This window comes from Paenibacillus glycinis, from assembly GCF_009909185.1.
In the GTDB taxonomy this organism is placed as follows: Bacteria; Bacillota; Bacilli; order Paenibacillales; family Paenibacillaceae; genus Paenibacillus_Z; species Paenibacillus_Z glycinis.
Map to the genome: position 1 here is coordinate 288,661 of NZ_JAAAMV010000009.1, position 14,217 is coordinate 302,877.

Annotated in this window: 9 protein-coding genes; all 9 read left to right on the forward strand. The window is 59.0% G+C overall.

The window, feature by feature from the left end:
* The first annotated feature begins 5 nt into the window (after window positions 1–5).
* The 9 genes from GT019_RS13985 (at window position 6) to GT019_RS14025 (ending at window position 14,098) form a co-directional block, all read left to right on the forward strand.
* A complete protein-coding gene (locus GT019_RS13985) occupies window positions 6–1,196 on the forward strand; it encodes a glycoside hydrolase family 88 protein (RefSeq protein WP_161743793.1) in 1,191 nt (396 codons plus the stop codon).
* Between the two features lie 48 nt (window positions 1,197–1,244).
* Window positions 1,245–2,405, forward strand: a complete 1,161-nt coding sequence (locus tag GT019_RS13990) for a right-handed parallel beta-helix repeat-containing protein (RefSeq protein ID WP_161743794.1) — start codon at window positions 1,245–1,247, stop codon at window positions 2,403–2,405.
* 17 nt (window positions 2,406–2,422) lie between these two features.
* Window positions 2,423–4,576: an alpha-amylase family protein gene (locus GT019_RS13995; protein WP_161743795.1), complete on the forward strand. Its 2,154-nt coding sequence runs from the start codon at window positions 2,423–2,425 to the stop codon at window positions 4,574–4,576.
* A 260-nt stretch (window positions 4,577–4,836) separates the two neighbouring features.
* Window positions 4,837–6,639 carry a sensor histidine kinase gene (locus GT019_RS14000; RefSeq protein WP_161743796.1) on the forward strand — a complete coding sequence of 601 codons (1,803 nt, stop codon included), beginning with the start codon at window positions 4,837–4,839 and terminating at the stop codon, window positions 6,637–6,639.
* Window positions 6,640–6,645: 6 nt separating this feature from the next.
* Window positions 6,646–8,322: a response regulator gene (locus GT019_RS14005; protein ID WP_161743797.1), complete on the forward strand. Its 1,677-nt coding sequence runs from the start codon at window positions 6,646–6,648 to the stop codon at window positions 8,320–8,322.
* Window positions 8,323–8,429: 107 nt separating this feature from the next.
* Complete coding sequence (locus GT019_RS14010) at window positions 8,430–10,187, forward strand: type 2 periplasmic-binding domain-containing protein (RefSeq protein WP_161743798.1); 1,758 nt, start codon at window positions 8,430–8,432, stop codon at window positions 10,185–10,187.
* A gap of 73 nt (window positions 10,188–10,260) precedes the next feature.
* Window positions 10,261–11,160: an ABC transporter permease gene (locus GT019_RS14015; protein WP_235947934.1), complete on the forward strand. Its 900-nt coding sequence runs from the start codon at window positions 10,261–10,263 to the stop codon at window positions 11,158–11,160.
* 21 nt (window positions 11,161–11,181) lie between these two features.
* Window positions 11,182–12,069 (forward strand): carbohydrate ABC transporter permease, encoded by an 888-nt coding sequence (locus tag GT019_RS14020; protein WP_161743800.1) that lies wholly within the window; start codon window positions 11,182–11,184, stop codon window positions 12,067–12,069.
* 136 nt (window positions 12,070–12,205) lie between these two features.
* Window positions 12,206–14,098, forward strand: a complete 1,893-nt coding sequence (locus GT019_RS14025) for a heparinase II/III domain-containing protein (RefSeq protein WP_161743801.1) — start codon at window positions 12,206–12,208, stop codon at window positions 14,096–14,098.
* The last annotated feature ends 119 nt before the right edge of the window (window positions 14,099–14,217 follow it).

The window sequence follows — 14,217 nt, forward strand, 5'->3', positions numbered from 1 at the left end:
GAAGCATGACGGAGCATAAGCTGCAACGCGGTTCGGAACGGGATTTGGGCTGGGCGGACGAGGCATGGAGCCGGGCGGAAGCAAAAATCGGCCGGAACGCCCGGACGATCGGAGCCGCATTTCCGAACGGAACGATAAACGGACGCTACGTCAGGGGGCCGGCGCACGATTGGGTCGCCGGCTTCTGGCCGGGCATGCTGTGGCTTGCGTATCGCGAGAACGGCGACGAAGAGCTGCGATGCGTCGCGGAAGCGTGCGAGCGGCAGCTCGCGGAGACGCTGCAGACCTACGACCTGCTGCATCACGACGTCGGCTTCATGTTCAGCTTGAGCAGCGTCGCCCAGCATCGTCAGGCCGAAGCGTCAGGGCGCGGGGGAGATGCGGACGCCAAGCGGCATGCGCTCATCGCGGCCAACCTTCTGGCCGGGCGGTACAATCCGCAGGGCGAGTTCATCCGCGCCTGGCCGAACTGGGACGGAGAGGATCATGCCGGCTGGGCGATCATTGACTGCCTGATGAATTTGCCGCTGCTGCATTGGGCAGGACGCGAGATCGAGGATACGCGTTATAAGCACATCGCGATCCGGCACGCCGACTCCGTCCTGCGCGATTTCCTTCGTCCTGACGGCTCGGTCTGCCATATTTTCCGCTACGATCCGGAGTCGGGAACGCCTATCGGATCGCTGGCAGGACAAGGCTATGCGGCGGATTCCGCTTGGGCGCGCGGAGCTTCCTGGGCGCTGTACGGCTTCGCGCTCAGCTCCCGCTGGACGGGCGAGGCGCGGTATCGCGAAGCTGCGCTGCGTGTCGCTCGGTTCTTCGTCTCGCAGCTGCCGGAGGACGCCGTCCCTTATTGGGACTTCTTCCTGCCGGAAGCCGGCAAGGAGTCGATGCCGAGAGATTCGTCCGCGGCGGCGATCGCGGCGTCCGGTCTGCTGGAGCTGGCCGAGCAGTTGACGGCTTTCGGAGGAGCGGGAGTCGAGGACGCCGCTTGGTGCCGGACATCGGCCGAGCGGATCGTCCAGTCGCTGTGCGGGCGCTATGCGGAATGGGGCGACGAGCATGAAGGCCTTCTGCGGCATGCGACCGGTTATTATTCGCGCGGCGTATACGTAGATGAATCGCTAATCTATGGCGATTATTTCTTCGTTGAAGCGCTCGCGAAGCTGCGGGGACGCAAGGAGCTATTCTGGTAAGCGACGATATCGGAGAACGTGCAACGGGGTATCGAGAGGAGGAGAGAGATGGGGCTGAGAGATCCGATGCTGCGCAATCGCATGATCGAAGTGACTGCGGGAGGTCCGCAAAGCGACTATCCGGGCTTCACGTCGATGGCCGTTCAGTCGGCGGTCGACGAAGCGACCCGGCACGGCGGCGGCATCGTGCGGCTGGATAAAGGCGTGTATGACGCGTACGGACCGATTCGGCTGACGGATCGGGTCACGCTGGCCGGCGCCGGACCGGAGACGGTTCTGCGCAAGACGGACGGCTTCAAGAGCCCGTTCAACGTCGACGCCGACTACGGCGAGCTGCGCGCGGAGGTGGCGGACGCCAGCGGATTCCGGGTCGGGATGGGGCTTCAAATTTTCGACGAATCGCAAAAATGGGGATGGGACGAAAGCACGGCGGTCATTACGGCGGTGGACGGCAACGTGCTGCGCTTCGACCGGTACCTCGAGCGCGATTACCGCGCGGACGACGGCGGCATGGCAACGAACGCCTGCCCGATCATCGAGGCGGTGGACGCCGAGCAGGTCCGCGTGCGCGACCTTGCGATCGACGGCAATAAGGCGGCCAACGAGCCGATCGGCGGCTGCCGGGCGGGCGGGATCTATCTGAAGCAGGCGCGCGACTGCAGGATCGAGCGCGTCTACGTGCGCGACTTCAACGGCGACGGCATCAGTTGGCAGATTACCGAGAACATCTCCGTGCTTCACTGCGAGGTTCGCGGCTGTACAGGATCGGGGCTGCATCCCGGCGCCGGTTCGCATTCCTCGCAAGTCAAGGATAACACGTGCATCGGCAACGGCACGGCGGGGCTGTTCGTCTGCTGGCGCGTCCAGTTCGGCGAGTTCGAGCGCAACGTGCTGGAACATAACGCCGGGCCCGGCATCTCGATCGGACATAAGGACTCCGACAACCGGTTCGCCGAAAACGTCATTCGCGGCAACGGCAATGGCGGCGTCTATATCCGCCCGGTGAACGCGGCCAACGGGGCGAACCGCAATAAGTGGCACCGCAACGTGATCGAAGACAACGACGGATTCGGATTCTTCGTCAATGCCGGGTCCATGGACAACGAGCTGAAGGAGAATCTTATCCGTGATACGGGAGCGGGCCGGCAGACGGGGGACGTCTGGCTGGCGGAAGGCGCGGATCGCTTCCTGACGAGCGGCGACGCGTGATGAAACGGGAGGCTAAGGTGAAACCATTTCCGGAAATCAAGCTCGCTGCACGACAGATGATGTTTTGTTGGAAAACGGATCAGGACCGGGCCGTACTCGAACGGGATGGCCGCATCGCGTGGCAAGGAAGCCTGCTGCCTTCTTTTGAGTTGGCGGATGACGACGGACTGCCATCCTATACGGATGCGATGATCTTGAACGTGTCCGCGCTTTCGGACTCCCATTATCAGATCGCGCTTGAATTCGGCGCGTTTGGCAGAGGCGCTCTGCAGGTCATCATCGAAACTTGGGGAATCCGATTTACCGGTCTGGAAGTCGTATGGCATCAGCCGGCCCGTATCGTGGCGCTTTACTTTGGAACGAAGCGAATGACGGACATGCAGCGCCGAGCCGCTCCGTCGCTTGCCAAGCCGTTCTGGCCGAACTGGAAATCGGAAGGGTACTGCCTGCCGTGCGCTGGCACGAATCCGACGCGCAGCTTTTGGCGTTTTTTCGATATGGGCGATTCGCTGCTGCCTCTCGGCAGCTTCGGCGATGCGATGGGAACGCCTTATGCGGCGGCTTACCCGAGGCCGCTTTATGCGGCGGCGATGGGAGGCGGCGACGGCTGGCTGTCGTTCGGACCCGGAACGATCCCGGATGCGGCGCTATCGTTGCAGTTAAGATCCGCCACCGCTTGCCTGCAGTATTTATACAGGGAGGATTTGTGGGAAGCGCCTGATCTTCTAAATCGAAGCTGGCGCGAACCGCTCAGGCTTGCCTGGGGGATGCATGGATTCGATGCCTACGACCGGCTGTATCAGACCTTTCCGGTCAGCGGTCCCAAATCGTCCGCTCATGCGAAATCGTTCGTATGCATTTGGGGCGATTTCAAGGAAGGACGGTTTAATCTGAGGGCCATCACAGAACGGGTTTCGCGATCGGCTCCTGCCGATATGATCGTGCTCGACCAATATTGGGAGACTTGCGACAGCAGCGGAATTCCGGACTATGACCGGTTTCCGGAGTTTGACCGAGACATTGCGCATATGCGGGCAGAAGGCTTCGAAATTGCAGTCTGGCAGTCGATCGGCTGGATTGAACAGCCTGAGGCGTTCGGCTTGACCGATAAGGATCTGTTATGCGGAGCCGACGGGAAGCCGAGGCTCTGGAGCTGGTCGGGCGATCCGATATACGGCCAATCCTACCATTACTGCTTGGATCCCAGCTCGGAGCGGACCAGGGCGTTTCTAACGGAACGGACCAGGTCCATCGTCAACCGGTTGAATCCCGCGGCGCTGAAGCTGGATTTCGGCTATGGCTTGCCCGGGCCTGACGTAAGCGCGCCGCGTCGTCCGGAACTGCGGGGAGAACGGCTTTGCTCGGAACTGCTCAAGCTCATTACGGGCGCGGCAAAGGAGGCAAAACCGGATATCGCGATTATCTATTATGGGCTGCATCCGCTGCTTCACGACCATTTCGACGTGATCAATATGGACGATCTAGGCGACGCCGGAGACAGTGCGGCTTACGAGGCCATTGGGCACAATCAGCGCTGCATGTGGTCGGCGCTCGCGGCGCGCCGCGGCATGTCGATCAATACGTCGACCGGCTATTACTGGGACGCGTTGGAGCAGATTTTGCTCAACACGGCCGTCGTCGGTACCAACGGCTTGACGCTCGGAGCTGCCGATCGCGCCGGCAAGGCGATGACCGCCTCGCAGCGGCTCCGCTGGCTTGCGCTCGAGCGATGGCGCAGGCCCGGCGGCGGCTGGTCTCCGTTATGGCTGGACGCCGATTTCGGAGACGTGAGCCGCGAGCCGGTCATCCGATCATGGGGACGGGTGGAGTCGCATCAGGGCCGTGACCGGATAACTGCCCTCGCATTGCGACATGCGTCAGGCGGCGAGAAAACGTTTCCGCAATTGTCCGGTATCCGCTTCACGGGGGAGTGGGCGATTATCGCGCAAGACAACGAGGACATCTTGCAATGCTCCAAGCTGGCCTGTATCCCGTTTGCGCCCGGCGCCCTTACGATAGAGGGCAACTTCGAAGCGGTTATTGAATACCGTCATGCCGAAGGGAGCGCAACGAAAAAGGTTTCGGCTTCCGATCATAACGGAAACGTGACATTGTGCATCAGCGGCAATGACCTTCATGAGATCGTCGGATTTATGGTAGCACGCAAATAAATGCAGAAATCGGAAGGGGCTGGCCAGGCGGCAGCCCCTTCGTCATGTACATGACCAAGATCCGATCGGTGATTTTTATCGGAAACTTCGAAAACTACGATTTGGGGATATATGGGTCGTATTCCAATTGGAAGCGCTTTATAATAGGATGGAAGATGAAGTTACCGACAGACCGATGGCTTGACTTCGGAGAAGGAGGCGAGCTGCAAGCTCGTTTGATCGTTGTTCTCATGCCGAATTCACATAAGGGGCGATTCGAAATGGATATTTTTCGAAAGCAACAATGGCGAATGACGATATTTCCGAAGCTGATCGTCGCGTTCCTGCTCGTGGTCGCTCCGATCTACGGCATCGGCCTCATGATGAATCAGCTGGGCGAAAAGAGCGTGAGCGAGGAACTGTCGAAGTCGCTCAACTCGCGGGTCGACTTTTACCTCAACTCGCTTGAGGTGGAAAATGATCGGATGATGGAGCTGCTTCAGCAGTACATCGTCGACAAAGACATCCAACACGCCGCCTTCGTCAGCAATACGATGTCGATCGGAGAATGGACGGAGACGGTGCAGCGCATCCAGGACAAGCTTCAGCTGATCAAGAATTCGAGCCTCTACATCAAGAGCGTAAGCGCGCATATTCTGACGCTGAAGCGGACGATATCGAGCGATGCCACGATCAGCGACACGCTCGGTTCCGAATACGAGGCCGTCGCCTCCATATCCAAACTCCGGGGTGTCGGCAAGTACTACTGGAATAACCGGTTGTTCCTGGCGATCGCCTACCCGGGCTCCGATCTGCCGAATATGAAGGAAACGTACGTTCTCTCGGTCGAGATCAACGAGGACATGATGAAGCAGTCGCTGCAGAACTTCTCCGACTACAAGAACGCGGGAGCGCTGCTCGTCAATTCGGAGCACGGCTGGTCCTTGGGCAATCGAACCGACGAAGCGCTTACGAGAGAGCTCACGGATTACTTGAGGGAGCGTCCCGAAGACGGCAGCGGCGAAGGCTACGCGCAGATCTCCGCGGGAAAGAGTTCCTATTTTGTCGCCTATAAACGTTCGCCTACGTTCGGCTATGATTTGATCGCGTACGTGCCGTCGGCCGAGATGCTCGGTCCCATCGACAAATACCGGATGCTGCTATGGGTGATGTCGTTCGTCTCGCTCGTCTTTATCGTCGCCTACTCTTACTGGCTGTATCAGCTCATCCGCAAGCCGCTGCATCGGATGATTACCGGATTCCGCAAGGTGGAGGCGGGAAAGATGGAGCCGATGCCGCTGCCAAAGGCGCGCGACGAGTTCCAATACTTGTTCCAACGGTTCAACATGATGACGAACAATCTGAAGGTGCTGATCCAGGAAGTGTACGAGCAGAAGCTGCGCGCCCAGACGTCGGAGCTGAAGCAGCTGCAGTCGCAGATCAATCCGCACTTTCTGTACAATACCTTTTTTATCCTATACCGCTTGGCGAAGATGCAGGATCATGACAGCGTCATCCGGTTCAGCCAGCACCTCGGCGAATACTTCCAGTACATTACGCGCAACGGCTCCGAAGAAGTGCCGCTCGGCGCGGAGATGAAGCACTCCCGCTCGTATGTGGAAATTCAGAACATTCGCTTCGCCAAAAGCCGCATTGCCGTCGATTTCAGCGAACTGCCCGAAGGCTGCGGCGACATGCGGGTACCGCGGCTCATCCTGCAGCCGTTCATCGAGAACGCGTACCATTACGGGCTCGAGACGAAGCGCAGGGACGGCAGAATCGCCGTGACGATGACCGAGCAGGATGGCCAACTGCTCATTTCGGTCGAGGATAACGGCGAACGGCTGACGGACGCCGACCTGCGGCGGATCGAAGCGAATCTAGCGCAACAGGGCGCGGATATGGAATATACCGGCATGCTGAACGTTCACCGACGGCTGCAAATCCGCTTCGGCGCCTCGTATGGCGTGTACGTAACCCGCGGCGAAATGGGCGGCATGAAAGCGACGCTGAGGCTGCCGATGCCGCAGTCCTCGGACAAATCCGCGGAACCAACAGACGCGCAAGACGCGAAAGGAGAGTGAAATGCCATGTACCGACTGTTGATCGTCGACGATGAACCGATCATCGTCGAAGGTTTAAGCGAGCTATTCTCGCAGTCCGGCCATCCCTTGGAGGTCTATCAAGCGTTCGACGGACTGGAAGCGCTGGCGATCGCGCGGAAGCTGCGCATCGACATGCTGCTGACGGATATCGAGATGCCGGAGATGAACGGCATCGAGCTGCAGAAGGAGGTGCTGCGCCTGTGGCCGCGCTGCAGGTCGATTTTCCTGACCGGCTATAACGAGTTCGATTATGTCCAGTCGTCCATCCGCGGCGGAGCGATCGATTACGTGCTGAAGACGGAAGGAGACGATCCGATCGTCGCCTCGATCGAGAAGGCCATTCGCGTCATTGCCGAGGAGGTGACCTACGAAGGATTAATCGCGAACGCCCGCTCGTCCCTTAAGCTGGCGCTGCCGGCGCTGCGCAAGGAGTATTTGACCGGGCTGCTGGAAGGGGAAGCCTCGTCGTCCGCCGCGCGGAGAGAACGGTTCGCGCAGCTTGAAGTGCCGCTCGATCCCGACTTGCAGGTCGTCATGGCCGTCGGCCGGATCGACCGTTGGCGCGAGGATGCGACGGGAGGCGACAAGGTGTTGTTCGCGTATTCGATCAACAACATCTTCGAAGAATTCGTGGCGCAGGAATTCGACCTGACGCACTTCAGAGGCGATCACGAGCGGCTGATCTGGCTGCTGCAGCCGAAGACGGGGTCGGGGTATCGCCATGCGATCATCGGCAAGGCGCCGCTGCACGCAGGCGCAAGCGCGGAAGCCGATCCGGAAGCCGACCTGCACGCTTACTTGCTGGGGATGCTCGAATCCGTGCAAGACGCTTGCAGCCGATACTTGAAGCTCGCCTGCTCGTTCGTCGTCTCCAGCGAGCCGTTCGAGTGGGACGCGCTCCCGTCCAAATACGAACGGCTGTCGCAGCTGTTCGGCCGCGGGCTCGGACTCGGCAGCCAGATGCTGCTGTCGGACGACCGGGCGAAGGAAAGAGGGGACGAGCAGGCGCGAAGCAAGGTCAAGCGCATTCGCCTGCTCGATCAATACTTGATGCAGAAGGAACGGGAGAAATTCGAGCAGCTGTTCGACGAGATATCGGAAGCCGTCGGCGAGCCGGCTCTGCTTGCGGCAGGCTTGCCGCTCGAGGTGTTCTACGAGCTGTCCGCGATCTTCATTCCGCATCTGAATCGGTTCGACGCGCTCGGCGCCGGCGGCGGTCACGCGATCCCGAGCAAGCTGTTCTCGATCCGCGAGCATCGTTCGTGGAGGGAGGCCTCCGGCTTTTTCCGCGAGCTGGCGGATGTGCTGTTCGAACGCATGGAAGGCGGCAACGAGCAGGAGACGAGCGAAGTCGTCGAACAGCTTCATCGCTACGTGGAGGAGCACATCGAGGGCGATCTGTCGCTGAACCGCCTGGCCGAGCACGTCTATTTGACGCCGTTTTACCTCTCCAGATTGTACAAGCAGAAGACGGGCCATACCATCAGCGACCATATCACGAGGACGAGAATCGAGAGAGCGAAGCGGCTGCTCGGCGAGAGCACGCTTAAGATTCACGAGGTCGGCATGCGGATCGGGTACGATTCGGCGTCCTATTTCACCCGTTTTTTCAAAAAAACGACCTTGCTGACGCCACAGGAATACCGCGATTCGCTCAAGTAGATATAAAAGGATAAGGAAGGTAAACGTTTTATTATATTCGCCGCGTCGGATGAACCTCATAATGAAAGCGTACCACATTTCATGCAGGGTACAGGGGAGGCAAGCAGATGGTGTTGAAAAAAGCGAACGCGAAAAGGTCGGCCATGCTCTCATTGCTGCTGATCATGACAACTGTGACGGCTTGCAGCAACAGCAATAACGGCAATAACGGCAGCAAAAGCGACACACCAAGCGCATCGACCAGCGAAAGCGGCGATAACAAAAACGAAAGCCCGCCGGCTTCGCCGGCAGCATCCGGTCCGAGCGGCCCCGAAGGCAAATACGATCCGCCGATCGAGGTAACGACCGTGCGCGCCGTCAGCGCGGCCGCCGAACTTGCGCCCGGCGAAACGTTCGACGAGAACATTTGGACCAAGACGTTCGAAAGCGATCTCGGCATTAAGGTGAAGAACCTCTGGAAGGTTAACGCGGAGCAGTATCAGAACAAGATCGCCGTCACGATGGCCTCGGGCGATATGCCCGACTTCATGAACGTTGACGCCCAGCAGTTCCAGATCCTCGTGGAAGCCGGCACGATCGCGGATCTGACCGACGTCTACGCGAAGTACGCTTCCGACCTGACGAAGAGCTCGTTCGAAGGAAGCAACGACCTGCGTCTCAAAGCGGCGACGGTAAACGGCAAACTCATGGGGATTCCGGCAGACGGGGGAGAATCCGCCGATACCCATCTCATCTATATTCGCAAAGACTGGCTTGCCAACGTGGGGCTCCAGCCGCCGAAGACGATGGACGACGTCATCAAGATCGCCTTGGCGTTCACGAAGAACGACCCGGACAAGAACGGCAAGAACGATACGTACGGATTAAGCCTCGACTACAATTTGTTCAACGGCTGGTCCGGTCTTGACGGCTTCTTCAACGGCTACCACGCGTATCCGTTCAACCCGACCAAGGGTACCGGCACGAACCTGAACTTCATCAAAGGCTCGGACGGCAAGGTACAGTGGGCCGACGTTCAACCGGAAGTGAAAACCGCGCTCGGCAAGCTGGCCGACTTGTTCAAGCAAGGCGCGCTCTATCCGGAATTCAGCGTCATCGACGGCATCAAGTCCGGCGAGCTCGCGACGTCCGGTAAAGTCGGCATGACGTTCGGTTCGTTCTTCGTGCCGACATGGCCGATCAACAATATGTACAAAGACGTGCCGGGTTCGGATTGGGGCATCTATCCGCTCGTATCGTCCGACGATCAGCCGGTGCTGGCGCAAAGCACGACGGGATTGCCTTCGCATTACTTCGTCGTCAGCAAGAAGTCCGAACATCCGGAGGCTCCGTTCCTGCTGCTCAACACGTACATGGAGAAGCTCTACGGACACTTCGATAAGAATTACCATACGGTCACGGTGGATGGCAAGGACTACGGCGAATTCGGACTCGCGCCGATCAACGGAGGCTTGCCGGGCAACAATCCGAGGGCGGCCGTCGCGATTCAAGCGGCGAAAAAGTCCGGCGATACGTCGGCGCTGAACGATGAACAGAAGTCCTACTTCGATCAGGTGGCCAAATTCGAGGCCGGCGACGCGACGATGTGGGCCGCGAACAAACTGTGGTCGGAAGGCGGCGTATTCAGCCTCCAAGGCCAATATATCGACAACCACCAAGTGTTCACCTCGGCGTACGTGGGCAATCCGACGCCGACGATGGTCGCAAAAGGTCCGTCGCTTCGCGACGAAGAAGTCAAGATGATGACTTCGATCATCATGGGCTCCAAGCCGCTCGACAGCTTCGACGAGTGGGCGGCGAATTGGCTTGCCTCCGGCGGTCAGGATATTCTGAACGAAGTCAACGCCAGCGGCATGGTTCAATAAGACGAAACAATGGGGATAGGGGATGGCCGCTAGCCGCTATCCCCTCTTTGCAACCAGGCAGGAGGGAAATCGATTGCGCCGCAGAAATTGGAGACTGGAAATGCCGCTGCACCTTATGCTGGTGCCGGGTATCATCGTGGTGCTGCTGTTCAGCTACGGCCCGATGGTCGGCGTCGTCATCGCCTTCGAGAATTTTATCCCGGTTAAAGGAATGTTTCGCTCCGAGTGGGTCGGACTCGAACATTTCAAGTATATCTATCATTTGTCCGAGACGAGGGAAGTGCTGCGGAACACGGTATTCATCGCGCTTATGAAAATGATCGGCGGACTCGTCGCGCCGCTTGTCACCGCGCTTCTGCTGAACGAGGTCATGAAGAAGTACTACAAGCGCGCCATCCAAACGATCATCTATATGCCGCACTTCATGTCCTGGGTCATCATGGCCGGCATCTTGCTCGACGTGCTCTCTCCGACATCCGGGATCGTGAATCAATTCATCGCGTGGCTCGGATTCGATAAGGTATTCTTCCTCGGCAATGATAAATGGTTCCCTTATGTGCTGGTCGTGACCGACGTCTTGAAGGAATTCGGGTTCGGAACGGTCGTCTATCTGGCTGCCATTACGGCCGTAAATCCGTCTTTGTACGAAGCAGCCGTCCTGGACGGCGCGAACCGCTGGAAACAAACGCTTCACGTGACGATTCCCGCGATCATCCCGATCACGATATTGCTGACGACGCTCGCGCTCGGCAACGTGCTGAACGCCGGCTTCGACCAAGTCTTCAACCTGTATAACCCATCCGTCTATTCGACCGGCGACATTCTCGATACGTACGTCTACCGGATCGGCCTGGCCAGCGCGCAATACGGCGTGGCGACCGCCGTCGGACTGTTCAAGTCGGCGATCTCGCTCGTCTTGATTTCGTTGTCCTATTTCTTGGCCTATCGTTTCGCGAATTATCGCATTTTCTGACCACCCGCAAGGAGGATTGTCATGGTCCAACACTACTCATGGAGTCGCAAGCTGTTCGTTGTTTTCAACTATACCTTCCTTGCGGTGTTGTCTCTGATAAGCATTCTGCCATTAATCAATGTCTTCTCTGTGTCCTTAAGCTCGGCCGCCGCGATAGAAGCGGGCAAAGTGACGCTATGGCCGGTCGACTTCTCCTGGAAGGCTTACGAGTTCGTCGCGAAGAAGCGCGAGTTCCTGGTCTCGATGGGCATCTCCGCAGAGCGCGTGTTGTTGGGCGTCAGCATCAACATGCTGTTAACGGTGCTTACGGCTTACCCGCTGTCCAAGGAAGCGGCGAATCTGAAGTTCCGAACGGGCTATGCCTGGTTCTTCGTCTTCACGATGCTGTTCGCCGGCGGATTGATTCCGACCTATATGATCGTGCGGAATTTCCACCTGCTCGACAGCATCTGGGCGCTTGTGCTGCCGGGAGCGCTGCCTGTGTTTAACGTTATCTTGATGCTCAACTTCTTCAGAGGCTTGCCGAAGGAACTGTCGGAATCGGCGTTCATCGACGGCGCCGGACATTGGCAGACGCTGTGGCGGATCATCATCCCGCTCTCGATGCCCTCGATCGCGACCGTCACCTTGTTCGCGGTCGTCTCGCACTGGAACGAATGGTTCAATGGCCTGATCTACATGAACGATCCGATCCATTATCCGCTTGCCAGTTACTTGCAGACGATCGTCGTGCGCATGGATATGTCTTCGATCAGCGACCCGGCGATGCTGCTCTTGTTGTCGAAGCTGAACGATCGGTCGGTGCGCGCGGCGCAAATTTTCCTCGGCATGGTGCCGGTGCTGTGCGTATATCCGTTCCTGCAGCGTTACTTCATGAGCGGCATGACGCTCGGAAGCGTCAAGGAATAAGCCGTCGTTCGATGAAGCCGTCCTGTTCTTCGGAGCAGGACGGTTTTCTAGCAGACATGTTGTGCCGCTGACGCGGCTCGCGAATGATCGCAGCGTGGGCAGACGCGGGTAGGTGAGATTGGGAGGAGATGGAACGATGTTAGTAGAACGTTACGGCTCGGCCCGGCTTGAGGAGCTTGACTTCGGCGACGGCCCTTACGCGCCGTTCCCCAAGGCGGAAGACCGCGAAGCCTGGGGATCGCTCTCCTCTGAGAAAAGAGCGAATTGGCTGCGGCTTGCGGACCATTATGCGGATTACGGGTGGCCGGTGCTCAAGGTATCGGACTATCGCGCCTATTGGACGAGCGGCGACTTGTCGCGACTCAGTCTCGCCTACTTCGAACGGAGAAGCGTGCTCGGCATTCTCGTCATCGCCGAATGCATGGCAGGCGAAGGCACCTACATGGATCAAATTTTAAACGGGATCTTCGCCATCTGCGAGGAGACGACCTGGGTGTCACCGGGACATCGCAGTCACTGGAAGGAGTTCGATAAGCAAGCGAGCATCCCTAGCAGCACGGAATCCGGAGTCGAGCTGGCCTCTGCGGAAACGGCGCGGCTGCTGCTATGGACCCGCTATTTGCTCGGAAGCAAATTTGACGCCATCAGCCCGCGAATCAACGAGCGCATCGTTCGGGAGACGAAGGAGCGGATGCTGAAGCCTTACCTCGAGCATGACGATTACTGGTGGCAAGGCTTCACCCCGGGCGAGCGGGTCAACAACTGGAATCCGTGGTGCAACGGCCCGGTGCTGGCGGGATTCCTGCTGATCGAGGAGGACCCGGACGTCAGAAGAGCGGGAATCGCCAAGGTGATGCGAAGCCTCGACGCGTTCATCGCGACTTATGCGGCGGACGGCTGCTGCGACGAAGGACCGTCTTATTGGAGCGCGTCGGGAGGCGGCTTATATGAATGCCTGGAGATGCTGTCGCTGGCGTCGCAAGGACGTTTCGACATTTTCGGGGAGCGGATCATTAAGGATATTGGCGCTTATATGCCCAAAGTACACATACATGGCGATTATTACGTCGCTTTCGCCGATTGCGATGCAAAGGCGAGTCCGGGAGCCGGGGGCGTGTATCGTTACGGCCTTAGCGCGGGGGAAGAGTCGCTCGTCCGTCTCGGCGCCAGCCTGCCGCCAAGCGGCGATCCGAGCACGCGCATCTGGTTTAACTTGTACGGCTACGCCCGGGATTTATTCGTCGAGAAGGAACGGCTCGCGCAGAGAGCGACTGCTCCCTATATGCGCGATGTGTGGTTCCGCGTGACCGAAGTGATGACCGCAAGGGAGCGGGAAGGCACCGAGCAGGGCTTGTACGTCGCGGCCAAAGGCGGCAACAACGGGGAGGCGCACAACCATAACGACGTCGGCAGCTTCCTCGTGTTCGCCGACGGCTATCCGCTGCTCGTCGATCTAGGCACGGAGGAGTACAAGGCGCAGACGTTCAGCGCGCGGCGCTATGAGCTGTGGTATTTGCAATCGCAGTACCATAACCTGCCTACGGTGCGCGGGGTACTGCAGCACGACGGCTGGCCGTACAAGGCTCGCAATGCGGAATACTCGCAACAGGGCGGCCGCTCCGAGCTGCGAATGGACATCGCGGGCGCGTATCCGGAGGAAGCCGGGATCGCGACTTGGGCGCGTACGGTTCGGCTGGATCGGGACGGCGTCCCAGCCGTGACGGTGAGCGACGTATTTGCCATGAAGGACGGCGCTCCGGCGGAAATGTTCCATTCGTTGGTTACGCCTTGCGAGCCTATCATCGGCGGCGAGGGCAGCGGCGAGATCCTGTTGACTTACGCGCCCGGCAAGCAAGCGGTCATCCGTTACGACGACGGGCATCTTCGGGCGCGAATCGAGAAGATCGAATACATGGAAAGCCGACTAAGAAGAAACTGGGGCGACCGCATGTACCGCATCGTGCTGGAGGAACGGCAGCCGGTCGCTGCCGGCGAGAGGACGATCGCCATAACGCTCGAGCGCGGATGATCCGATCGCAGTCACGCTCGAGCCTTGTTGATCCCATCTCAGTCACGCTCGAGCGCGGTTGATCCGACCGCCGTTGCGTTCGATCCCGGCTCATCCGGTCGCGCCTAACGCAGCCGTTC